Annotated in this window: 20 protein-coding genes and 1 riboswitch; of the genes, 6 read left to right on the forward strand and 14 right to left on the reverse strand. The window is 71.7% G+C overall.

Annotation, left to right across the window (positions count from 1 at the left end):
* Positions 1–38: 38 nt before the first annotated feature.
* Both ACFWYW_RS52770 and ACFWYW_RS52775 read right to left on the reverse strand, forming a co-directional pair.
* Complete coding sequence (locus tag ACFWYW_RS52770; protein ID WP_379625334.1) at positions 39–731, reverse strand: CHAP domain-containing protein; 693 nt, start codon at positions 729–731, stop codon at positions 39–41.
* A gap of 13 nt (positions 732–744) precedes the next feature.
* Positions 745–881, reverse strand: a riboswitch (cyclic di-AMP (ydaO/yuaA leader).
* Between the two features lie 152 nt (positions 882–1,033).
* Positions 1,034–1,858 carry an aldo/keto reductase gene (locus ACFWYW_RS52775; protein ID WP_379625336.1) on the reverse strand — a complete coding sequence of 275 codons (825 nt, stop codon included), beginning with the start codon at positions 1,856–1,858 and terminating at the stop codon, positions 1,034–1,036.
* A gap of 84 nt (positions 1,859–1,942) precedes the next feature.
* Here ACFWYW_RS52775 and ACFWYW_RS52780 point away from each other — a divergent pair, with 84 nt between their 5' ends.
* A complete protein-coding gene (locus tag ACFWYW_RS52780; protein ID WP_379625338.1) occupies positions 1,943–2,863 on the forward strand; it encodes a hypothetical protein in 921 nt (306 codons plus the stop codon).
* Positions 2,860–4,041: a DUF6716 putative glycosyltransferase gene (locus tag ACFWYW_RS52785; RefSeq protein ID WP_379625340.1), complete on the forward strand. Its 1,182-nt coding sequence runs from the start codon at positions 2,860–2,862 to the stop codon at positions 4,039–4,041. Before ACFWYW_RS52780 ends, ACFWYW_RS52785 begins: the two co-directional genes overlap by 4 nt.
* 298 nt (positions 4,042–4,339) lie before the next feature.
* Here ACFWYW_RS52785 and ACFWYW_RS52790 read toward each other — a convergent pair whose 3' ends face one another.
* Genes ACFWYW_RS52790 through ACFWYW_RS52815 form a run of 6 tightly spaced genes read right to left on the reverse strand, consistent with a single transcriptional unit; the run spans position 4,340 to position 11,764 of the window.
* On the reverse strand, positions 4,340–5,287 hold the full coding sequence (locus ACFWYW_RS52790; RefSeq protein ID WP_379625342.1) for an FkbM family methyltransferase: 948 nt from the start codon (positions 5,285–5,287) through the stop codon (positions 4,340–4,342).
* A gap of 42 nt (positions 5,288–5,329) precedes the next feature.
* On the reverse strand, positions 5,330–6,571 hold the full coding sequence (locus tag ACFWYW_RS52795) for a polysialyltransferase family glycosyltransferase (RefSeq protein WP_379625344.1): 1,242 nt from the start codon (positions 6,569–6,571) through the stop codon (positions 5,330–5,332).
* A complete protein-coding gene (locus ACFWYW_RS52800; protein ID WP_379625346.1) occupies positions 6,568–7,545 on the reverse strand; it encodes a glycosyltransferase family 2 protein in 978 nt (325 codons plus the stop codon). The genes ACFWYW_RS52795 and ACFWYW_RS52800 overlap by 4 nt, the downstream gene beginning before the upstream one ends.
* Positions 7,545–9,593, reverse strand: coding sequence for an N-acetylneuraminate synthase family protein (locus ACFWYW_RS52805; protein WP_379625348.1), 2,049 nt, complete (start codon positions 9,591–9,593; stop codon positions 7,545–7,547). The genes ACFWYW_RS52800 and ACFWYW_RS52805 overlap by 1 nt, the downstream gene beginning before the upstream one ends.
* Before the next feature lie 60 nt (positions 9,594–9,653).
* The gene (locus ACFWYW_RS52810; RefSeq protein WP_379625350.1) at positions 9,654–10,319 is read right to left on the reverse strand and encodes a response regulator; all 666 of its coding nucleotides are present in this window, start codon (positions 10,317–10,319) and stop codon (positions 9,654–9,656) included.
* A complete protein-coding gene (locus ACFWYW_RS52815; protein WP_379625352.1) occupies positions 10,316–11,764 on the reverse strand; it encodes an ATP-binding protein in 1,449 nt (482 codons plus the stop codon). The genes ACFWYW_RS52810 and ACFWYW_RS52815 overlap by 4 nt, the downstream gene beginning before the upstream one ends.
* 100 nt (positions 11,765–11,864) lie before the next feature.
* Between ACFWYW_RS52815 and ACFWYW_RS52820 the strand changes: the two genes are divergently transcribed.
* Positions 11,865–13,202 (forward strand): cation:dicarboxylate symporter family transporter, encoded by a 1,338-nt coding sequence (locus ACFWYW_RS52820; protein WP_379625354.1) that lies wholly within the window; start codon positions 11,865–11,867, stop codon positions 13,200–13,202.
* A gap of 110 nt (positions 13,203–13,312) precedes the next feature.
* Here ACFWYW_RS52820 and ACFWYW_RS52825 read toward each other — a convergent pair whose 3' ends face one another.
* The 5 genes from ACFWYW_RS52825 to ACFWYW_RS52845 form a co-directional block, all read right to left on the reverse strand.
* A complete protein-coding gene (locus ACFWYW_RS52825; protein WP_379625356.1) occupies positions 13,313–14,134 on the reverse strand; it encodes an SAM-dependent methyltransferase in 822 nt (273 codons plus the stop codon).
* A gap of 32 nt (positions 14,135–14,166) precedes the next feature.
* A complete protein-coding gene (locus ACFWYW_RS52830) occupies positions 14,167–15,546 on the reverse strand; it encodes a sensor histidine kinase (protein ID WP_379625415.1) in 1,380 nt (459 codons plus the stop codon).
* 90 nt (positions 15,547–15,636) lie between these two features.
* Positions 15,637–16,665 (reverse strand): LacI family DNA-binding transcriptional regulator, encoded by a 1,029-nt coding sequence (locus ACFWYW_RS52835; protein WP_379625358.1) that lies wholly within the window; start codon positions 16,663–16,665, stop codon positions 15,637–15,639.
* Positions 16,662–17,822, reverse strand: coding sequence for an MFS transporter (locus ACFWYW_RS52840; protein ID WP_379625360.1), 1,161 nt, complete (start codon positions 17,820–17,822; stop codon positions 16,662–16,664). The genes ACFWYW_RS52835 and ACFWYW_RS52840 overlap by 4 nt, the downstream gene beginning before the upstream one ends.
* Positions 17,819–18,661, reverse strand: coding sequence for a hypothetical protein (locus ACFWYW_RS52845; RefSeq protein WP_379625363.1), 843 nt, complete (start codon positions 18,659–18,661; stop codon positions 17,819–17,821). Before ACFWYW_RS52845 ends, ACFWYW_RS52840 begins: the two co-directional genes overlap by 4 nt.
* A 117-nt stretch (positions 18,662–18,778) precedes the next feature.
* Here ACFWYW_RS52845 and ACFWYW_RS52850 point away from each other — a divergent pair, with 117 nt between their 5' ends.
* Genes ACFWYW_RS52850 through ACFWYW_RS52860 form a run of 3 tightly spaced genes read left to right on the forward strand, consistent with a single transcriptional unit; the run spans position 18,779 to position 22,351 of the window.
* Entirely contained in the window at positions 18,779–19,687 is a 909-nt protein-coding gene (locus ACFWYW_RS52850; RefSeq protein ID WP_379625365.1) for an NAD(P)-dependent oxidoreductase, read from the forward strand.
* A complete protein-coding gene (locus ACFWYW_RS52855) occupies positions 19,680–20,918 on the forward strand; it encodes a M24 family metallopeptidase (protein ID WP_379625367.1) in 1,239 nt (412 codons plus the stop codon). The genes ACFWYW_RS52850 and ACFWYW_RS52855 overlap by 8 nt, the downstream gene beginning before the upstream one ends.
* Positions 20,919–20,932: 14 nt before the next feature.
* A complete protein-coding gene (locus ACFWYW_RS52860) occupies positions 20,933–22,351 on the forward strand; it encodes an NAD-dependent succinate-semialdehyde dehydrogenase (protein ID WP_379625369.1) in 1,419 nt (472 codons plus the stop codon).
* On the opposite strand, the gene ACFWYW_RS52865 is transcribed toward ACFWYW_RS52860, so the two are convergent.
* Entirely contained in the window at positions 22,341–22,832 is a 492-nt protein-coding gene (locus ACFWYW_RS52865) for a VOC family protein (RefSeq protein ID WP_379625371.1), read from the reverse strand. The two genes, ACFWYW_RS52860 and ACFWYW_RS52865, sit on opposite strands and share 11 nt — an antisense overlap.
* Between the last annotated feature and the right edge of the window lie 42 nt (positions 22,833–22,874).

Genomic DNA, 22,874 nt, shown 5'->3' on the forward strand with positions numbered 1-22,874 from the left:
GGAGAGGGGGAGAGGGGGAGAGGGGGAGAGGGGGAAAGTCAGGCGGAGTAGTCGGGGTAGCCGTAGCCGACGACCTGGGAGGCGGGGCGGATGCGCTCCTCGACCTTGCCGTTGCCGGTGTTGCCCTCGACGGTGGTGATGGTGCCGTTGCCGTTGTCCTTGATGACGAACCCGACGTGGTTGATGGCGTCGAGGCTCTTGCTGCCGCTCCACGCGAAGAAGACGACGGCTCCGGGCTTCGCGCTGGCGCCCCAGCGGTTGTTGTTCTTGAACCACTTGGCGTGGGTGACGGTGTAGGCGTCCCAGCCGACGGTGGTGCGGGCGCCGGTCTCCTCGCCGACCCAGCTGACGAACATGGCGCACCATGCGGCGTTCAGGTAGGCCTGGCGGTTGCCGCCGTCGCGCTTGACGGTCTCGGCGGCGCGGGGGGAGGACATGTACCACTTCTGGAACTTGGTGCCGCCGCCCCTGGAGTCCTCGCGGGTGCCGATCTGCTTCTTGGCCAGCGAGAGGACCTGGGCCGCGGTGGGCTTGGGCCGGTCGCTGCCGGCCTTCTTGCCGGGCTCGGCCTGGACGACGGTCTCCGGGACGCCCTTCGCGGCGGCGGACGCGGCGTGCGTCTCGGCCTGGGCGGGGTGGGTCGCGAACGCCGCGGTGGCGGCGATGGTCACGCCGAGAGCGGCGCGGGTGAGGTCGATCTTGGGGGCACGGGTAAGACGATGCTTCGCCATCGGGTGGGGTGACTCCTTGCTTCCATGCCGCTTACCGGGTTAGCTGACGGGTTCGGGCTTGGAAGCTGCCCTACGGCGCGAGGCGCCGATTCACCCCAAAGGACCTGGGTCCCCGGTTCCGCGAGGGTGCGGATTCAGCGGTCACAGGCAAAGCCTGTGATGTGTGTGCGATGGTCTGGCAACGAACGGGTAGCCCGGACGTATGCCTTGGATGACCTGAAGGTAATACATGGGGCAAGGGGATTACAAACTCATAAATGACCATCCAAGGCTTGGTGCGGCCAAAAGGCCGCACCAGCCGGTCATCCCATCCAGTTAAAATTTGCCGGATCAGGTCCCAGACGGGTGCCGTTGTTGAGGGCTCCTATGGCAGCCATGTCCTCAGGGTCGAGCGTGAAGCCGAAGACCTGGATGTTCTCTTTGATCCGCGCCGGCGTGACCGACTTGGGGATCACCACGTTGCCGAGCTGGATGTGCCAGCGGAGCACGATCTGGGCGGGCGATTTGCCGTGTTTTCCGGCCAATGTGGCGAGGGCGGGGTCGTTCAGCAGGCCCTTGCCCTGGCCCAGCGGGCTCCACGCCTCGGTGAGGATTCCGTTGGCCTCGTGGAAGGCGCGCAGGGCGATCTGGGGGAAGTTCGGGTGCAGTTCGATCTGGTTGATCGAGGGAGTGATCTCGGCCTCGTCGATGAGCCTGGTGAGGTGCTCCACGCCGAAGTTCGATACGCCGATCGCGCGCGCCCGGCCGTTTCGGTAGATCTTTTCCAGGGACTTCCATGCCTGGACGTACTTGTCCTGATCCGGAACCGGCCAGTGGATGAGGTAAAGGTCGATGTAGTCGAGGCCCAGACGGGCCAGGCTCTCCTCGAAGGCCTCCTCGGCGCGGCTGTGGTCGGCGTTCCAGAGCTTGGTCGTGATGAACACCTTCTCCCGTGGCAGCCCCGACTCCCGGAAGGCGCGGCCGACCCCTTCCTCGTTGTAGTAGAGCCTGGCGGTGTCGATATGGCGGTATCCCGCCTGAAACGCGGTGGCGACCGCGCGTTCGGCCTCGTCATCGGGCACCTGCCAGACGCCGAAGCCGAGCTGCGGGATCTGCACACCGTCGGTGTTGAGCAGCAGCGAGTTCATGCGACCCATTGTTCATATGGCGTTCCCTGCGGCTTAAGGCGACCGGGCTAGCTTGAACCCGTCGTGAAGAAGCAATGGGCTTGGGTGGAATCGCCGCTCCAGATGCTCTGCGCCGTCGAGGCCCACCACGCCGGGCTGCTCGGTGAGCGCACGGTCATCGTGCCGAGGGCGCGTCAGCGCGCACTTGTGGCCACGCGCCGCGAGCTGGCCGGGCTCGACCTGCCCGACGGGCTCGAGCTGGCCAGGCCGAGCGAGGAGATGCCGCGGCCGGTCCAGGTGGTCGGTGACGCCTTCTCCGGGCGGGTGCAGCTGCGCTGGCTGACCTCGCGGCCGGGCCGCATCGTCATCGTGGACGACGGGCTGGCCACGCTCCGGCTGCTCGAACTGCTGGCCGCGGGGCCGTATCGGGCGCTGCTGAGGGCCAGGCACAAGGCGGGACTGCCGCGCAGGGTCCTCGGGACGGCGGCGGCGCTGCGGCTGGCCGCCTCCAGCACGGCGGTGTTCACCGCGCTGCCGGTCAAGGACGACCTCGCCGGCGCCGTGCGCGAGCGCGGCATCGACCTCATCTGCCACGACTTCGGCTGGCTGCGCGCGCAGCCCCTGCGCTCGCCCGGCCCGGCCGAGCGCACGGTCGTGCTCGGCACCTCGCTGGTGCGCAACGGGCTCGTGCACCGCGAGCGTTACCTGCGCTGGCTGACGGAGCTGGCCGCCAGCGAGCCGCTCGCCTACTTTCCCCACCGCCGCGAGGACCCCGTCGACGTGGCCGTGATCAGGGAACGGCCCGGCATCACCGTGCACGACGCCGGTGTGCCCGCCGAACTCACGCTTCGTGGCCTGGACGCGAGCCAGCGCGTCCTGAGCCTGCCCTCGACCGCCATCACCTCGCTGCGCGTGCTGCTCGGCACCCGCGGGGTCGCGGTCGAACCGGTCGAGGTGCCGGACGACTGGTGGACCAGCCGGGCCGCCCCGGCGCTTCGCTCACATCTGACGGGGGTTGCCGGGTGAGGATCCTGGCCGTTGCCGACTCTGACTCGTATCTGAAGTGGGCGTCCTGCCTGCTCGCCGACCTGCCCGGGGACTGGGAGCGCGATCTCGCGGTGGTCCGCACGCCGATCGTGCCCTCGCCGCTGCAGATCGCCGCCGCCGTCGGCGACGGTCCCCTGCCGCCGGTGCTGTCGGCGCGGTCATTGCGGCGTACGGCGCAGCGGACCAGACCCGACGCGATCGTCGTGGCGTGCACCGGCCCGGTGGTGGACGTGCTGGTCGCCGAGGTGCTCGACGAGTTGCGGCCCCGGCCCGTCTTCGTCACCGGACTGCCCGGCATCTCAGTGCCCGCCACCGACAAGGCCTGGCTGTTCCGCAGCGGATGTGACCTGTTCGTCGTGCACAGCGAGCGGGAGGCGGCCGAGTTCGGCGAGGTGGCCGGCCGGCTCGGTGGCGGGGGGCGGGTGGGGCTCGCCCGCCTGCCGTTCCTGCGCGTTCCGGAGGACGGGACCCGCTTCGAGCCCGACGGACGCGAGCGCGACCGGGTGGTCTTCGCCACGCAGGCCAAGGTGCCGCGCGGCCGCGAGGAGCGCGAGCAGGTGCTGCTGGCCCTGGCCAAGCTGGCCGAGCGCCGTCCCGACCTGGACGTCGTGGTCAAGCTGCGCGCCCTGGACGGCGAGCGGCAGACCCACAACGAGCGTCACCCCTACCAGCGGCTCTGGCAGGAACTCGGCGAGCCGGGACGGCTGCGCTTCGCCGCCGGTTCGATGGACGAGCACCTGGCGGTGGCGGCGGGGTTCGTGACGGTGAGCTCGACCGCGGCGCTGGAGGCGATCGCCCGGGACGTGCCGTCGCTGGTGCTGGAGGACTTCGGCGTCAGCGCCGAGATGATCAACTTGGTCTTCACCGGCAGCGGGCTGCTGGGCACGCTCGACGACCTGGCCGACGGGGCCTTCCGCGAGGCGCGGGGGGCGTGGCGGGCGGCGAACTACTTCCACCCGGCCGCGGCGGGGACGTGGGTGGGGCTGCTGGACGAGCTGCTTGCGGGTCCTCGCGAGCCGGCCCGTTCGCTGCTGGACGGCGCCGAGCATCTGGCCGCCCGGCGCCGGGCGCGGCTGCGGGTGGAGGTGCCGCCCGAGGTGCTGCGCATCGGCTACCGCACCAAGCGCAGACTCTCCCGCGCCCTGCGCACCGGCTGACTTACCGGGCACACGCCCTCGAAACGCGCCTCCCGCATGCCCTCAAACGCTAGGGGCGCGCTCCCAAAACCTGTGGGGGCGCGCCCTGAATGCGCGCCAAGGGAGTGCCTCAAAGCGCGTGTCCCCAAGCGCGCCCGTGCCGGGAGTGCGGGGCGTGGGGGTGTGGCGGGCGTGTCGCGCGTGCGGGGTGTGGCGCGCGTGCGGGTGTGGCCGGGGTGCGGGTGTGGCCGGGGTGCGCGGGGTGTGGCGCTCGTGTGGGGTGTGGCGTCCGTGTGGGGTGTGGCGGGCGTGCCAAGCGTTAGCTTGGGGTGATGTGGGGCCGGAGTACGTCCAGGTGCTCCGGGCGGCCCGCGGCGATCACGTTCGAGCGGTAGAGACCCACCGCGTCGGGCCGGTCGAAGTAGGCGCGCTCGCACGGCACCAGCGTGTTGTGCAGCTCGTCGATCAGATAGACCTGGGGATAGTGCGCGTAGACGAGGTCGAGCAGTTCGCCGGTGTCGCAGCCGCAGTTGGCCTGCAGCTCCGGATGCAGCTCGAACAGCAGCGCCGGGCGCCCCGCGAGCGTGGCCGCGGCGCCCTTGAGCACGAAGCCCTCGTAACCCTCGACGTCGATCTTGATCAGGTCACAGGTCCGGCCGCCGAGGTAGGCGTCGAGCGTGGTCATCGCGACCGTCACCGACTGCCCGCCGGGACCGGCGTTGCGGACGTCGGCCGAGTGCTTGCCGGACTGCTCCGCCGACAGGTGCAGCTCAAGGGACCCGGCTTCCGCGCCGACGGCCGTCCCGGCCACCTCGACCCGCTCGCCCAGCCCGTTGCGTTCGACGTTGGCGCGCAGGTGGCCGAGGTTCTCCGGCACCGGTTCGAAGGCGATCAGCCGCCCGGACGGCATCCGGGCGCCGCCCGCGCAGGCGTAGACACCGATGTTGGCGCCGACGTCGGCCACCAGCCCGCCGAGGGCGGCCAGGTCCTCGAAGAGCGAGACCTCGAACTCCTCGTAGTAGCCGCCCGAGATCGACGGCATGATCGTGTTGTCCCACGCGGGCCCGGTCAGGCGTACGCCGCGGTAGGCCACGACGGCGCCCGGTGCCACGCCCATGCGGAAGACGCGGTGGTAGACGACGTTGACCAGCGGCAGCCTGCGCACGCTGCGTCCGCGCAGCAGTACCCGGGCCAGCCGGCTGCGGTTGGCGGCGCGGGCGGCGCGCATCGTGGTGACGGCGAGCTTGTGCTTCAACCTGCCGATCATGACTCCACCCTGTCACGGAGCCAGGGCGGATGTCAGGAGATCTCAGGACAGGGCGCGGCTCAGCTTCTTCTTGAGCCGCGACAGCGGGCTCGGCTGCTCGGAGCCGGGCAGCAGGCCGACGGCGGAAAGGCGCTGCTTCTTGAAGTAGCGGCCGCTGCCGTGGGCCTCGATGAACGCCGCTGCCCGTGGACGCAGCTCGGGGTGCGACTCGGGCTGCATGCAGTACCCGACCGCTTGGACCACCTCTTCCACCGGCGGCCGCCCGTCGCACAGCAGCGCGTCCACGATCGTGGCGGGGATGCGGTTGCTGTTCTCGTACGGCGACAGCCGTTCCAGCACCAGCTCGGTCCCGAACGCGGCGGCCGGCAGCCCGTAGAAGTGGCGGGCGCTGACCAGCCCGGTCGAGAAGCAGCCCACGACCAGCTCCGGCCGCAGCGCCGAGAAGCACACCTCGGCCGGCACGCTCTCGTCGGCCACCGAGAGCTTCACCCCGAGCGGCTCGGCAGCGGCGCGCAGCAGCCGGGCGTGCCGGCGTCCCGCCGCCGGGTGCGGCTTGAACACGACGCTGGAGTAGCCGAGGTCGGCCAGGGCGCGCAGCATCGACTCGTGCAGCGACGCCTCCTCCTGCGGGGTGAGGATCTCCAGCGCCGACAGGTACTGGCCCAGGATCATCGCCTGACCGGCCAGCATGTCGGGGGCGGTCGCGGCCACCTCGGTGACGACCCGCAGGAACGCGTCGTCGGAGATGGTCGAGGCGGCCACGCCGTACTCGCTGAGCAGCATGGGCGACAGGCCCGGCAGCAGGTCGAGGTGGAGCAGGCGGGTGATGCGGCGGAAGATCTCGGCGGGCAGCGGGTCGCGGGTGGGGCCGTAGCTCATCAGGCCGTCGGCGTAGACGGTGATGGGGCAGTCGCGCACCAGACCGGCGATCGTGCGCGCGGGCGGCACCGCGATCGACTCCAGCACCAGCTCGTCGACCCGGTCCAGTTCGAGGTGCGTGCGCAGCAGCCGTTCCAGCATCGGGACCTCGATGACGCGGGCCTTCCACGCCGACGGGTGCAGCGGCGCGATCAGCTCGTTCCACGACACCACCTCGTCGAAGCGCGAGCGCAGCACCGCGAAGCCGGGCGTGCGGTCCAGCGGCAGCGAGACCTCGGGCACCGCGGCGTTGTTCGACACCAGCAGCGTCCTGCGGCCCTCGTGCGGGCCGAAGGCGCCCTCGTCGATCGCCGCGGCCAGCGACATCGCGCCGTAGAGCGTGGAGGCGTAGAACACCTGCGTCATGCCAGCTCCTCCCGGTCCCGGCGCAGGCGCACGGCCTTGTCGGGCAGGTCGGGGACGAGCGCGCGCAGCACTTCCTCGCGCTCGACGGACATCCGCGCGACCGAGTCGGCCACGAGGTCGGCGGGCAGGCCGCGCACCATGGCGGCCCCGCGCTCGGTGAAGCGGGCGCGCAGCTCCGGGGTGAAGCGGTCGGCCAGCTCCAGGTGGTGAGCGAGCAGGGCGCAGAAGTTGCGCACCGCCTTGCTCAGATACCGTGCTTCGAGATCCTTGAAGACCAGGTCGAAGGCGTCGAAGAAGTGCAGTTGCCGCTCGTCGCCCACCTGGGTGAGCGAGCCGGAGACCTGCCGACGGTAGAAGACGCCGGCCGCCGACACCACCGCGAACGTGGCCGCCTCGCGGTGCAGCCGCCAGATCCACGGCCGGTCCTCGGCGGTGTGCAGCGATCCGGGGAACTGCAGCAGGTCGCGCAGCGAGCGCCGGTAGACCCCCGCCCACGCGTACGGGTAGTCGACCATGGTCTTCACCTCGGCGGGCAGGATCGCCTCCTTCGGGTCGACGACCACGCCCCGCCGTGCCCAGGGGGCGCGGTGCACGACCCGGTTGCGGCCCGTGACCTGCACGTGGTCGGCGCGTACGAAGTCGCAGCCGAGCCCCTCGATGGCGGCGACCATCTCGGCCAGGTAGCCCGGGGCCAGCCAGTCGTCGCCGTCGAGGAAGCTCACGTAGCGGCCGGTGGCCGCGGCCAGCCCGGCGTTGCGGGCGTCGGCCAGGCCCACCGGCGTCAGGTGCCGCAGCACCGACAGCCCCGGCACCGCCGCGTCCTCGACGATCTGCCCGGTGGCGTCCACGGAGCCGTCGTCCACGACGATGAACTCGAAGTCCGGCCGCGCGTTGCGGGCCAGCGAGGCCACGCAGTCACCGATGTAGGCCTCGCCGTCCCGCACCGGGACGATCACCGTGAGCAGCGCCGCCATCAGACGGTGATGCGGCGCAGGCGGGCCTTGGGGGCCTCCTCACCGGGGAAGACGCGCTTGACGCCGTCGCCCAGTGCCTGCTCGATGATGCGGATGTCGCGCACCAGGTGCTCCAGCCCCGAGGGTTCGAGTGAGGCGGCGTGGTCGGAGCCCCACATGGTCCGGTCGAGGGTGATGTGCCGCTCCACCGCCACCGCGCCGAGCGTGACCGCGGCCAGCGAGATCTGCAGGCCGCGCTCGTGGCCGGAGTAGCCGACCGGCACGCCGTACCGCTGCTTGAGCGTGGTGATCGTGCGGAGGTTGGCCTCCTCGGGAGGCAGCGGGTAGGTGCTGGTGGCGTGCATGATGATCAGCTTGTCGGTGCCGAGGATCTCGACGGCCTCGTCGATCTCCGGCAGCGTGGACATGCCGGTCGACAGGATCAGCGGCTTGCCGGTCGCGGCGAGCGCGCGCAGCAGTTCCCGGTCGGCGACGCTGGCCGATGCGATCTTGTGCACCGGGACGTCCATCTCCTCCAGGAACTCCACGGAGGGCACGTCCCACGGCGAGGCGAACCACTGGATGCCCCGCTCGTCGCAGTACTTGGAGATCTGGGTGTACTCGTCGCGGCCGAACTCGGTCCGCTCCTTGTACTCCAGGTAGGTCATCTCGCCCCACGGCGTCTGCCGGATCTGCGAGCGCTGCTCCACCGGCACGCAGATCGACGGCGTGCGCTTCTGGAACTTCACCGCCTGGCAGCCCGCGTCGGCCGCCACGTCGATGAGCCGGCGCGCCAGCTCCAGGTCGCCGTTGTGGTTGATGCCGATCTCGCCGATCACGTAAACGGGCTGGTCGTCGCCGACCAGGAGGTCGCCGACCGCCACCGGCGCCGACTTCAGCCGCAGCGCCGCACGCACCTGCGCGGGCTCGCCCACGGGCTCCGGCCGCGCCGCCGTCACCCGGTCACACAGCTCGCGTACGGCTCCCGCCCCGCCCGCCCTGGTCAGCACGACCCGAGCGGCGGCCCGTACCCGGGGGTGCGCGTCGGGCACCGCCACCGGCCAGCCCACCAGCCCCATCGGGCCGAGGTCGTTGACGTCGTTGCCCACGTAGGCGACGCGCGCCGGGTCGAGGCCCTCGATGGCCAGCCAGTCGCGCAGTACCGTCGCCTTGTCGGCCAGGCCCTGCAGCACCGGTACGCCGAGCTTGCGGGCCCGCGCGGCCACGACCGGGTTGTGCTCGGTGGACATCACGAGCAGCTTGACCCCGGCCCGGCGCAGCAGGGCGATGCCCATGCCGTCGGAGCGGTTGACGAGGACCATCTCGCGGCCGTCGGAGTCGACATAGGCGCGGTCGTCGGTGTGCACGCCGTCGAAGTCGGTGATGACGGCGTCGACGTCGATCGGCTCCGGGGTGTCGACGAACGGGGCGAGCGCGCGCACGATCTCCAGGTCGGCGGCGGAGTCCACCTCGACCGAGTGGCTCGGGGAGACCGGCTGGACGGCGACCTCGCCGAAGAAGCGGTGGCCGTGCTCGCGCAGGCCGGTCGCGCGCATGACGTAGAAGGCGCCGGTCTCGCGGTACTGCGGGTCGAGCTGCTGGCGGGGCAGGCGGACCGAGCGGTCGTGGTTGATGCCGACGCCCGCGGCGTTCCACAGGAACTCGTGGGTCGCGGTGGCGGAGAAGACCGCGTCCGCGCCGCCGTCCAGGACTTTGGAGATCGCCGCGTCGAGGTCGGCCGGGTCGATGAAGGCGCTGGTGCACTGCACCAGGAGCACGACCTCGGGCTCTTCCCGCGCGGTGTCGAGCGCGTGCAGCACCGCGGACTCGCTGGAGGCCGACGGGCCGCTCAGCTCCGCCGGGCGGTCCACGACCAGGGCCCCGGCCTCGCGCGCCGCGGTGGCGATCCCCTCGTGGTCGGTGCTGACGACGACCTGGTCGATCAGCTCCGCGCGCACGCAGGCACGTACGGCCCGCGTGACCAGCGGGATGCCGCCCACCGGGGCGAGGTTCTTCAGGGGGACGCCCACAGAACCTCCGCGGGCGGGAATGACGGCCAGGACTCGCAAGGTGACTCCTTGAGATACGTAGGTGCCACCCGAAGCTAGGCCCCCGAATTGAACCCCGAATTAACTGCGCGGGGTCATCCGGTAGAGAAGTTCTGGCCGTCCGACGCCTCCGTAGCGCGGGAGCCGTACCGCTGAGCCGATTTCTACTAGATATTCCAGATATCGGCGGGCGGTGACGCGGGACATCCCGGTCGCCGTGCCCAGGGCCTGCGCGGACATCCCCTCCCCGGCCGCGCTCAGCTCCGCGGCGACGGCGTCCAGGGTGTCCTGTTGCATGCCCTTGGGCAGGCGCGAGGTCCCGCGCAACGTACCCAGGACCCGGTCCACGTCGCCCTGGCCGATGATCTGCCCGGCGTCCTGGCGAAATCTGGCGTACCTCTCGAGTTTCTCGTGGAGGGCGGTGAAGGTGAACGGTTTGAGAAGGTATTGCGAGATGCCCAGAGAAACGGCGGAACGCACCATCGCCAGATCGCGCGCGGAGGTGATCGCGATGACGTCGCACAGCAGGCCGGCGGCGCGCACGGCGCGGATGACCTCGAGTCCGTGCATGTCGGGCAGATAGAGGTCGAGCAGGATCAGGTCCACCGGGGTCGCGCGCAGGAAGCGCAGCGCCTCGCCGCCGGAGCGGACCACCCCGGCCACCTCGAAACCGGGGACACGCTCCACGTAGATGCGGTTGGCCTCGGCCGTGATCTCCTCGTCCTCCACGACGAGCACGGAGATCATGGCAGCCTCACCGTGAAGGCCGAGCCGTCCACCTCGATGGTGCCGCCCAGGCGGCGTACCGCCTGGCCGACCAGCGCGAGGCCGAGTCCCCTGCCGTCGCCCTTGGTCGTCCATCCCTTCGCGAACGCCTCCGGCTCCGGCAGCCCCGGGCCGTCGTCGCTCACCCTGACCACGATCCCGTCCGGTTCCGTGCGCACCGTCACCTCCACGCGCGAGGCCACCTCGATCGCGTTGTCCAGCAGGTTGCCGACGATCGTCACGAGGTCGCGCGCCGCCATCTCCACGTCGTCCAGCCGGCTGTCCTCGCTGATCACCAGCTCCACGCCGCGCTCGGCGGCCTGGGCGCTCTTGCCCAGCAGCAGCGCGGCCAGGACCGGCTCGCGCACCGAACCCACCACCCGGTCGGTGAGTTCCTGCGCCGAGCGCAGCTCCGCGGTCGCGAAGGCCACCGCCTGCTCGGCCCGCCCCAGCTCCACCAGCGTGATCACGGTGTGCAGGCGGTTGGCCGCCTCGTGCGCCGCCGAGCGCAGCGTCTCGGCGAAGCCCCGTTCGGCGTCGAGCTGCCCGGCCAGCGCCTGCAGCTCGGTGTGGTCGCGCACGGTCACCACCGCACCCAGCTCGCTGGGCGTGCTGCTGACCTGCAGGACCCGATCCCCGATCAGGTGCACGCGGTCCTCGCCGAGCTCGGGCGCGGGCCGTCCCTCCGCGTCGGGCGGCAGTTCCAGCAGCGTGCGGGCCGCGTCGTTGCAGAGCGTCAGCGTCCCGTCCCTGCCGATGAGAAGCAGCCCTTCCCGTACGGCGTGCAGCACGGCCTCGTGGTGGGCATGGATGCGCCCCAGCTCCACCGGCCCGAGCCCGTGGGTCTGGCGGCGCAGCCGGGCGGTGACCAGCCAGGTACCCGCCCCGCCCGCGAGCAGCGCCAGCAGGGCCACCAGACCCCAGACGAGCTGGTCGTAGAGCCGGGCGGTGATCCGGTCGACCGTGAAGCCCACGCTGACCAGCGCGACGACGCGTCCGTCGGGCATCACCGGGGTGACGGCGCGCTTGGAGGGGCCGAGCGTGCCGGTGTACGTCTCGGTGAACGTGTGCCCGGCCAGCGCAGGGGCGGTGTGGCCGAGGAAACGCCTGCCGATCTCCGCCGGGTTCGGGTGGGTGTATCGGGTGCTGTCCGGCTTCATGATGGTCACGAAGTCGACGCCGGCGCGCAGCCGTACCCGCTCGGCGTAGGGCTGCAGCGTCGCCGACGGGTCGGCCGCGCCGAGGGCGGCCAGCACGTCCGGCGAGGCGGCGACGGTCTGCGCGACCGCGCTCGCCGTGTTCGCCGCCTCCTCGGTGAGCAGGTGGTGGGCCTGCACCACCGCGAGCCCAGCCCCGCCCGCGACGGTGACGGCGACCACCACCAGCTGCAGCAGGAGCATCTGACCTGCGAGGCTCCAGCGCCGCATCGGATCCTCCCGTGTACGAAATGAACGCAATGGTGACCTGGGTCACTGTGCAGCGCATATTCGCACAACCAGAAGTTTCCTCCAAAGCCGGAGACCTCCCATGCGTGATCGCACCCGCTATCTCTACCTGGCCGTCATCGTCGCGGTGGTGGCCGGAATCGCCATCGGACTCGTCTGGCCGGACGTCGGCAAGGAGCTCAAACCCCTGGGCACGGGCTTCGTGGCGCTGATCAAGATGATGATCAGCCCGATCATCTTCTGCACCATCGTGCTCGGCGTCGGCTCGGTCACCAAGGCGGCCAAGGTCGGCAAGGTCGGCGGCCTCGCGCTCGGCTACTTCATCGCCATGTCGACCGTCGCGCTCGTCATCGGCCTGGTCGTGGGCAACATGCTCGACCCCGGCGCCGGGCTGCAACTGACCGACGCGGCCAGGGAATCGGCGGCGACGGAGGCGGCCAAGGGCGGCGAGGCCAGCACGACGGACTTCCTGCTCGGCATCATCCCGACCACGCTCGTGTCGGCGTTCACCGAGGGACAGGTGCTGCAGACGCTGCTCGTCGCGCTGCTGGCCGGATTCGCCCTGCAGGCCATGGGCCCCAAGGCGACGCCGATACTCAACGGCATCGGGCACATCCAGCGGCTCGTGTTCCGGATCCTCGCCATGATCATGTGGGCCGCGCCGGTGGGCGCCTTCGGCGCGATCGCCGCGGTGGTCGGCTCGACCGGAGTGAAGGCGCTGCAGTCGCTGGCCGTCATCATGATCGGCTTCTACGCGACCTGCCTGCTGTTCGTCGGGCTGGTGCTCGGGCCGATGTTGTGGCTGGTCGCCCGGATCAACCTGTGGTCGCTGCTGCGCTACCTCGGGCGGGAGTTCCTGCTCATCCTGTCCACGTCGTCGTCGGAGTCGGCGCTGCCGCGGCTCATCGCCAAGATGGAGCACCTCGGCGTCAGCCGTCCGGTCGTGGGCATCACGGTGCCGACCGGCTACTCCTTCAACCTCGACGGCACCGCCATCTACCTGACGATGGCCACGCTCTTCATCGCCTCCGCCACCGGGGCGCCGCTGGGGATGGGCGAGCAGATCTCCCTGCTGCTGTTCATGATCATCGCCTCGAAGGGGGCGGCGGGCGTGACCGGGGCCGGGCTGGCCACGCTGGCGGGCGGCCTGCAGTCGCACCGGCCCGAGCTCGTGGACGGGGTCGGGCTCATCGTCGGCATCGACCGGTTCATGTCCGAGGCTCGGGCGCTGACGAACTTCGCGGGCAACGCGGTGGCGACGGTGCTGGTGGGGACGTGGACCAAGGAGTTCGACCGGGAGCGGGCCCTGGACGTGCTGGCGGGGCGGGCGCCGTTCGACGAGGCGACGTTGCTGGACGAGGACGAGCACACGCCCGGCAGGTCCGAGGCCCGCACCCCCGAGATGCAACCCGTCAGCTAGACCCTGGGGCACCCACTCGGGTCACAACCCCCGGGGGTCACACCTCGGGGGTGTTGCCCTGGGGGTCTCCCTTTCGGTTGCTCCCCTCGGCCCGACGCGCCTGCGGGTCGCTAGGAGGGGGTGGGTTTGCGGCCGATGCCGGCGTATCCCATGCGGGCCAGGTCCTCGTCCAGGAACATCGTGGCCTCGGGGTCGGCGAACGGCCAGACGGTGCCGAGGCCGGTGTCCAGCCCCGGCGGGATCAGCGCGAAGTCGCCGAAGAACGCCTCGATCTCCTTGCCGGGCCGGGGGCAGAATGGGGCGCTGGCCTGCTGGTACACCTCGACGATCCGCTGCGTGCGCTCGCTCTTCCAGTCGGTGCTCAGGTGGGTCAGCGCGAGGTAGCCGCCGGGCGCGATCGCCTCCCGGTACGCCGCGACGAACCCGTGCGGGTCGTCGGAGTCGGGTATCAGGTGCAGGAAGAACATCATGAGCAGCGCCACCGGCCGCTCGAAGTCGATCAGCTTCCTGACCCCGGGGTCGTCCAGGACGCGCTCCGGCCGCCGGGCGTCGGCCTCCAGCATCAGCACCCGTTCCGGATCGGCCAGCAGCGCCCGGCCGTGCGTGCAGACGACGGGATCGTTGTCGACGTAGACGACCTTGGCCTCGGGCGCGTACCGGTGGGCCACCTCGTGCACGTTCTCCCGCGCGGGCAGCCCCGAGCCGAGGTCGATGAACTGCGTGATCCCCTGGTCCACGAGGTAGCGGACCACGCGGCCGATGAACAGGCGGTTCTGCAGCGCTCCCTCGCGGGCCTCGGGCAGTACGGCCAGCACCAGCTCGGCCAGTTCCCTGTCGGCCTGGAAGTTGTCCTTGCCGCCGAGGAAGTAGTCGTACATGCGGGCCGCGTTCGGGATCCGCGGGTCCACGCCCAGGGGAGCCTGCTCCGTCATCCCCACATGATCGCGGCAGTGCCGTGCGATTTCTATGGATTCGCGTTATCTGTCCCTTGTGGGGGGCCGATTTCCCGGTGGCCGGGGGCCAGCGGGAGGCGTACCACGAAGCGGGCGCCGCCGATCGCCTCCTCGGCGCTGATGATGCCGCGGTGGGCCAGGGCCACGTCACGGGCGATCGCGAGGCCCAGGCCGGTGCCGCCGGCGTCGCGGCTGCGGGCGGCGTCCAGGCGGGTGAAGCGGTCGAAGATGCGCTCGCGGTCCTGGGTCGGGATCTCGGCCCCGTCGTTGGAGACCTCCAGGACCGCGTAACCCTCCTCGGCCTCCACGGAGATGGTCACGTGGGTCTCGGCGTGGCGCTCGGCGTTGTCGAGGAGGTTGGTGAGCAGGCGCGACAGCTGCATGCGTACCCCCTCCACGATCACGCCGTCGGCCAGGGCGTCGCGCACGGGGATGAGGTCGTGCCGGGCCATGAGCTCCTCGCGCACCAGCTCCGACAGGTCGACCGTCTCCTTGACCACGTCCACGCGCGAGCCGATGCGGGCCAGCAGGAGCAGGTCGGTGATGATGGCCTCCAGCCGGTCGGTGTCGCGCAGGGCGCCGGACACGAGCTCGCTCACGTCGGTGTCCTCCGGGTAGAGCTGGGCGGACTCCAGCTGGGCGCGCAGGCCGGCGATGGGCGTGCGCAGCTCGTGGGAGGCGTCGGAGGCGAACTGGCGCTGCTGGTCGGCCGAGCGTTCGAGGCGGGCGAGCGTGCTGTTGATGGAGCGAGCGAGCTCGGCCACCTCGTCGTCGCCCGGCGGCTGGGCGACGCGGCGGCTGAGGTCGCTGGCGTTGACGGCGTCGAGTTCGGCGCGCATCACGGCGACGGGGCGCAGCGCGCGGCCGGTGACCAGCCACGTGGCCCAGGACGCCAGCCCCACCAGGATCGCCACCTGCGCGAACACCACGGCTTCGAGCACCCGTGTGGACAGCACGCCTGGGGTGGCGCGGCCGGCGTAGACGACGGGGGAGTCGGGGGCGGTGTCGATCCGGATGGCGCTCAGGTGGACGCACTCCTCGTCCCGGCACCTGGTGGTGCTGATGATGCGGTTGTCGGGCGGCGGCCACAGCGTGGTGAGCGGCGGCATGTTCGCGGCGGCGGCGCTGCGCGCGACGACCCGTCCGCCCGGCTGGACGACCTGCACGAGGTTCACGGTGGCATCCGTCAGCGGGATCGTGCCCCCGCGCAGCCCGCCGTCGCGGACCTTGGCCGACACCTGCGAGGCCGCCTCGCGGGTGGAGCGCCACAGGCCGTTCTCCACCACGGATCTGGCCACCGCGACGCCGCCGACCCCCGCCGGGATCAGCACGGACGCGGCCACTGCGGTGGCGATGAGCGTGACCCGTCCGCGCAGGGACCCCGCCCACATGCGTGACACGTCCTGAGGCTACTAAGTGTGATTTGTCGTGTACGCCGAAGAGACGAAAGGTTTGCGCGATCCATACGGTAAAAGACCGGTTCAGCGGGGTGCCGTCGAACCTCTGACGACCAGCGAGACCGGCAGCAGCAGCGACCGGGCGGGCCGCTCGGGATCCTCGATGCCCTCGAGCAGCATGCGCGCCGCCTCCACCCCGACGTCGTGGTGCGGCACGTGCACGGTGGTCAGCGGCGGGCGCAGCTTGTCCAGGAACGGCATGTCGTTGAAGCCCACCACGCTGATGTCGCCGGGGCAGTCGATCCCGCGCTCGCCGAAGACGTCGTAGCAGCCCAGGGCGATCAGGTCGTTGCCCGCCACCACCGCCGTGACGTCCGTGCGCGCGTCCAGCAGCGAGCGCGCCGCGCTCGCCCCCGCCTCCTCGCTCCACTGCGCGCACTCCACGACGAGCCCCGGCTCGTCGGACAGTCCCAGATCCCGTACGGCATGCCGGAACGCCCTGGCCCTGGCCGCCCCCGTCGAGGTGGTCTGCGGCCCGGCGAGGTGGGCGATGCGCGTGTGCCCGAGCCCGGCCAGATGGGCGACGGCCGCGCTCACCCCGGCCGCGTCGTCGGCCGTCACGCACGGCACGTCGATGCCCTCGACCCGCCGGTTGACCAGCACGAGCGGCACCCCGGCCGCGTGCAGTTCGGACAGCAGCGGGTGTTCGAGCCGCGCGGTGGCCACGATCAGCCCCTCGACCTGCCGCGAGCGCAGCGACTCGATGAGCTTGCGCTCGCGCTGCGGGTCGTTGTCGGTGTTGACGATCCAGCCGCTGTAGCCGCCGGCCTCCAGCGCGCTCTCGATGCCGCGCACGATCGGCGGGAACAGCGGGTTGGTGATGTCGGGGATGACCAGGCCGACCGTGCGCGATCGGGAGGTGCGCAGGCTGAGCGCGATCGGGTTGGGCTGGTAGCCGAGGTCCTTGGCGGCCTTGCGCACCCGGCGCACGGTGTCGGCGCCGACCTGGTTCTGTGTCCTGGGGTTGAGTGCCCGGGAGACGGTGGTGGTGTGGACGCCCACGGCCTCGGCGATGTCGCGCAGCGTCGGAGCGGATGGCCGGTTGGCTTTCATCGGCCGGGCTCTCCTTCTGGTCGGATCCATCGTTTGCGTCCCAGGGCCCCGAAGAGGCCGAGCGGGGCGGCCAGCGCCGCTGCCCAGCCGAAGATCTGAGCATACCGTTGCTGCTCGGCCAGACCGGCGACCACGACGGCGGCCACCGCGCTGCCGAGGAAGAGGGACCCGGCGAACGCCGACACCACCGTCGCCCTTGCCGCGGGCAGCACCTCGGTGGCCCAGGTCTGCAGCGAGGAGTGCATGGCGGCCCACGCCGCGCCGAGCAGCGTGGCTCCGGCGAGCGCGGCGGCGGGCGAACGGGACAACGCCACCAGCGCGCAGGCGGCCACCGCGGCGGCGGCGCCGTACGCGATGAGCCGCCAGGCGTGCACGCGGCGCGAGAGAAAGCCGACGAGCTGCGAGAACGCCAGGACCGCGATGCCATAGGCGGCGGTGACGGCGCCCGCGACGGCGGCGTTCACGCCCGCCGCCTCGACCGCGGCGGGCAGCAGCGTCAGCACGCCGATGAGCACGCCGCCCTCGACGAACGCGAGCGCGAGCACGAGCAGCGCGGGCCGCGAGCGCGTGACGGCGGTCAGCGGGGAGAGGAGACCGAGGTGGGCGCGCGAGCGCGGGGGAGCGGGCAGGCGGCCGAGCGCCCACGCCAGGGCCAGCGCGGCCAGGCCGGTCGCGCCGAAGACGACCCGCCAGGTGGCGTACTGGACCAGCACGCCCGCCGCCGTCGAGGCCACCGCGGTGCCCACGGCCACGCCCGCCATCAGGTTCGTGATCTCCCGCTGGCGGCGCTGGGCCGGGACGGTGTCGCCCAGGTAGACCAGGCTGCCGGGGATCGCCGCTGCGAAGCAGGCGCCGGCCAGGCCGCGCGTCAGGGCCAGCGCGAGCGCCGAGCCGGTGAACGCCGAGGCGATCGTGCTCACCGCGCCGAGCGCGAGCGCCACCCGCATGGTCCTGACCAGTCCCGTCCGGTCGGAGACCATCCCCCAGACCGGCTGCATGATCCCGTACGCCAGGACGTAGGCGCCGACCGCGTGCACGACCTGCGACAACGGCAGCCCGAGCTGGGCGGCCATCGAGACCATCATGGGCGGCATGGCGAAGCGGTCCAGCGTGCTGACGAACGGGACGGCCAGGAGCAGTCGGGGGGCGGGGGTCATACCTCGATCAGACCACGAGCGGGATCGAGGGCGCCCTCCAGCCCCTCGTCGGGGAGATGGCGCAGCCGCAGGCCGAGCACGGTGCGCAGCGCGCCCGCGTCGACGGCGCCGCCGGGGATCAGCCCTTCGAGCGGGTCCTTGAGGCGCTGAAGGTAGCGGCGGGCCAGGGGATCGGTCAGGCCGAGCGCCGCCCCGGCCTCTTCGAGCACGAGCGCGTCGGCCGTCCCGGCCAGAATGCGGTCGCAGGCCTCGCGCAGCGCTCCGGCCAGCGCCCGCGCCGCCGCGAGGTCCGCGCCCCTGGCGGCGAGCACGGTTCCCAGGTACGGCCCGCAGACCTCGGCCAGCCCGGCCAGCCGTACCATGCCCCGGTCCTCGGCGATCAGCTCGTTGCCCGCGTTGAGCATCGTGACCTCGCACCGCCCGGCCAGCAGCGCCTCCAGGCGGCGGGGAGTGGAGCCCATGGCCTCGACCCGGTACGCGCGCAGGCCCACGTGCTCCATCAGCGTGTAGAGCCCGAAGGCGAACCCCGATCCGGGAACGTCGACCCCGGCGGTCACCAGCCTGGACGGCGTGGGCAGGCGGAGGGCCGGATGGGCGTACAGGCCGAGGCCGAGGCCGCGGTCGACCGCCGAGACGATGCGCACGTCGGCCGTCTCGCCGAGCGGGTTGCCGGCCGTGAAGCGGTAGGCGAGCACGTTGTCAGGGCTGGTCAGCACCGCGCCCACCCGGCCGTCCAGCAGTGCGCGGAACTGCGCGGGCGAGGAGGCGACCGGCTCCTCGGCCACGGTCAGGCCGTACGCGTCCAGCAGCCCGAGGCGGCGGCACACCCGCAACGGCACCGAGGGACTGAAGGCTCCTAATGTCAGCGAAGTCGATTGCTTTGCTCTTGACATGTTGGGGAATATACTCCCATGCTGCTGGCAACGCAATCGATTGCGTAGCGACGAGGAGGCACGATGAGAGTCGGCTGGATCGGCACCGGCCGCATGGGATACGCCATGGCCGCACGCCTGGCCGGGCCCGGCACGGACCTGGCCGTCTGGAACCGCACCCGCGCCAAGGCCGAGCCGCTCACGGAGCTCGGCGCCACGCTGGCGTCCTCGATCGCCCGGCTACGCGATCGCGAGGTGGTGTTCACGATGCTGTCCACCTCGGAGGACCTCACCGAAGTGCTGGGCGAGCTGCTCGGCGGCGAGCGGGCGCCCGGACTGGTCGTGGACTGCTCGACCGTCTCCACGCGGGCCTCCGCGCAGGCCAGGCTCGCCTGCTCCGAGCGCGGCGCGGCCTTCCTGGCGGCGCCGGTGAGCGGCAACGCGAAGGTGGTCGCCTCCGGCGGGCTGAGCCTGGTCGTCTCCGGGCCGCGCGAGGACTACGACCGGGTGGCGCCGCTGCTGGCCCGCCTGGGCAAGGCGGTCACCTACGCCGGAGAGGGCGAGAGCGCCCGGCTGGTGAAGATCGCGCACAACCTCATGCTCGGCGTGGTCACCCAGTGCCTGGCGGAGATCACCGTGCTGGCCGAGAAGGGCGGCGTGCCCCGCCACGCCTTCCTGGAGTTCCTCAACAACAGCGTCATGGGCTCGGTGTTCACCCGCTACAAGTCACCGGCCTTCGTCAACCTCGACTACACCCCGACCTTCACCCCCGTCCTGCTGCGCAAGGACTTCGACCTGGGCCTGGCCTCCGCCCGCGAGCTCGACGTGCCCATGCCGCTGGCCGCGCTGACCGCCCAGCTCGTGCAGGCCGGCGTCAGCACCGGCCGGGTGGATGAGGACTTCGCGATCCTGCTCGACCTGCAGGCCGCCGCCTCGGGCCTGGAGCTGAAGCCGGAGAACGTGCCCGTGGACGACGGGCTGGGCCATGCCTGAGCACGCGCGGCCGCTGCCCGCGCCCGGACACATGGCGGTCGACTTCGAGCAGCGCGTCGACTTCGATCGCTTACGCGCCTACCGGCTGGAACGGGCCCGCGCGGCCCTGGAGGCCAGTGAGTGCGGCGCGTTCCTGCTGTTCGACTTCTACAACATCCGCTACGTCACGCAGACCTGGATCGGCGGCGCGCTGGGGGACAAGATGACCCGATACGCGCTGCTGACCAGGGACAAGCCGCCGATGCTCTGGGACTTCGGCTCGGCCGCCCGCCACCACCGCCTGTTCAGCCCGTGGCTGGACCCGGCCGACTGCCACGCGGGCATGCTGGGCCTGCGCGGCGCGATCGCGCCGAGCGCCGGCCTGATGAGGGAGGCGGTCACCCAGCTCAAGGACCTGCTGGACGACCCGTCCGCCCCGGTCGGCGTGGACCTCGTGGAGCCGCCGTTCCTGTTCGAGATGGAGCGCCAGGGCCTGCGGGTACGCGACGCCCAGCAGCACATGCTGACCGCCCGCGAGATCAAGTCCGCCGACGAGATCACGCTGCTCAACCAGGCCGCCGCCATGGTGGACGGCGTCTACCACGACGTGGTCCAGGCGCTCAGGCCCGGCGTACGCGAGAACGACATCGTCGCCCTGGTCGCCAAACGCCTCTACGAGATGGGCTCCGACCAGGTCGAGGCGGTCAACGCGGTCAGCGGAGAGCGCTGCAACCCGCACCCGCACAACTTCTCCGACCGCCTCATCCGCCCCGGCGACCAGGCCTTCTTCGACATCATCCACTCCTTCAACGGCTACCGGACCTGCTACTACCGCACCTTCGGCGTCGGCAGCGCCACCGCCGCCCAGCGCGCGGCCTACACCAGGGCCCGCGAATGGATGGACGCCGCCATCGCCGCGGTCAAGCCGGGCGCGGGCACCGACCAGATCGCCGCGCTCTGGCCCAGGGCGGAGGAGTTCGGCTTCGAGAGCGAGATGGCCGCCTTCGGCCTGCAGTTCGGCCACGGCCTGGGCCTGGGCCTGCACGAACGGCCGATCATCTCGCGGCTCAACAGCATGCGCGAGCCGGTCGAGCTGCGTCCCGGCATGGTCTTCGCGCTGGAGACGTACTGCCCCGCGAGCGACGGCTTCTCCGCCGCCCGCATCGAGGAGGAGGTCGTCGTCACCGAGGACGGCGCCCGCCTGCTCACGCTCTTCCCCGCGCAGGACCTCGTCATCGCCAGCCCGTACTGAACCGGGAGGTTCCCATGCTTCACATCGGGGGTCGATCAACGCCCGCCGGCGACGGCGGCCGGTTCGATGTCACCGATCCCGCCACGGGCGAGGTGATCGCGTCCGTGGCCGACGCCACGCCGGCCGACGCGCTCACCGCGGTCTCCGCCGCCGCCGACGCGGCCGAGTCCTGGTCGGCGACGACGCCGCGCTACCGTTCCGAGGTCCTGCGCCAGGCGTTCGAGCTCATGAGCGAGCAGGCCGACGACCTGGCCGCGCTGATCTCCCGTGAGAACGGCAAGGCCCTGCCCGACGCCCTCGCCGAGGTGGCCTACGCCGCCGAGTTCTTCCGCTGGTACGCCGAGGAGGCCGTGCGCGCCGGCGGATCGGTGCTGACCGCGCCATCGGGAGGCAACCGCATCCTGGTGCTGCGCCGCCCGGTCGGCGTCTGCGTCCTGGTCACCCCGTGGAACTTCCCCGCCGCCATGGCCACCCGCAAGATCGGCCCGGCGCTCGCGGCCGGGTGCACGGTCGTGCTCAAGCCCGCCAGCGACACCCCGCTCACCGCGCTGGCCCTGGCCAGGCTGCTTGAGGAGGCCGGCGTGCCGCCGGGCGTGGTCAACGTGCTGCCCGCCCGCCGCTCCGGCGAGGTCGTGGCGACCATGCTGCGCGACCCGCGCGTCCGCAAGCTCTCCTTCACCGGCTCCACCGAGGTCGGCCGCCTGCTGCTGCGCGAGGCGGGGGGCCAGGTGATCAACAGCTCGATGGAGCTCGGCGGCAACGCCCCCTTCCTGGTCTTCGCCGACGCCGACCTGGACGCCGCGGTCGAGGGCGCGATGATCGCCAAGATGCGCAACGCCGGCGAGGCGTGCACGGCCGCCAACCGCTTCTACGTCGAGGAGCCGGTCGCCGAGGAGTTCGCCCGCCGCCTGGCCGCCCGGATGTCGGCGCTGCGCCTCGGCCCCGGCACCGATCCCGGCGCCGAGGTCGGCCCGCTGATCAACCAGGAGGCCGTGGACAAAGTGGACGGCCTGGTCCGGCAGGCGCTGGAGGGCGGCGCGAAGGCCCTGGCGGGCGGCGGGCGCCCGGACCGTCCCGGCTTCTTCTACGAGCCGACCGTTCTGGCGGGGGTACGCCCGGACGCGCCGATCCTGCGCGAGGAGATCTTCGGCCCGGTCGCGCCGATCGTGGCCTTCACCGGGGAAGAGGAGGCGCTGCGGCTTGCCAACGACACCGAGTACGGGCTGGTCGCCTACGTCTACACCGGCGACCTGGCCCGCGGGCTGCGGGTCGGCGAGCGGATCGAGGCCGGGATGATCGGCCTCAACCGGGGACTGGTCAGCGACCCGGCCGCGCCGTTCGGGGGGATGAAGCAGAGCGGCGTCGGCCGGGAGGGCGGCCACGAGGGACTGCTGGACTACCTGGAGACCCAGTATGTGGCGGTCAGCTGGTGAGGCCCCGGTCGAAGGCCTTGCCGTCCGGGTAGGAGACGAGCTCGAACTGCATGCCCCACGGGGACAGGAAGTAGATCCAGCGCTGGCCCTCGCTGGGCCCCTTGCTCGCGGTCGGGCCGCTGTGCACGGTCAGGCCGCGGTCCTTGAGGTAGGCGACGGCGGCGTCCATGTCGTCGACGTACAGGGCGATGTGGTGGCCGCCGACGTCGCTGTTGCGGGGCTGGGTCTTGCTCTGGCCGGGGGCCTCGTACTGGAAGACCTCGAAGACGGCCTGGCCGCCGCAGCGGAAGAAGTGCAGCTCGCGCATGACCGCGCGGGGGTGCACGTTCAGGTGCTCGGCCATCCAGTCGTCGGCGTGCTCGTAGGGGCCGAGCTTGTACATGTACTCGCAGCCGAGCACGTCCACCAGGAACGCCCTGGCCTCGTCGATGTCGGGCACGGTGAAGCCGATGTGATCGAGCCTTGCCAGTCCGGGGAGCATCGTGACCCTTTCCGTCGCGGGACGCAATCGATTGCGGAGACT

This window comes from Nonomuraea sp. NPDC059023 (genome assembly GCF_042740095.1).
Taxonomy (GTDB): Bacteria; Actinomycetota; Actinomycetes; order Streptosporangiales; family Streptosporangiaceae; genus Nonomuraea.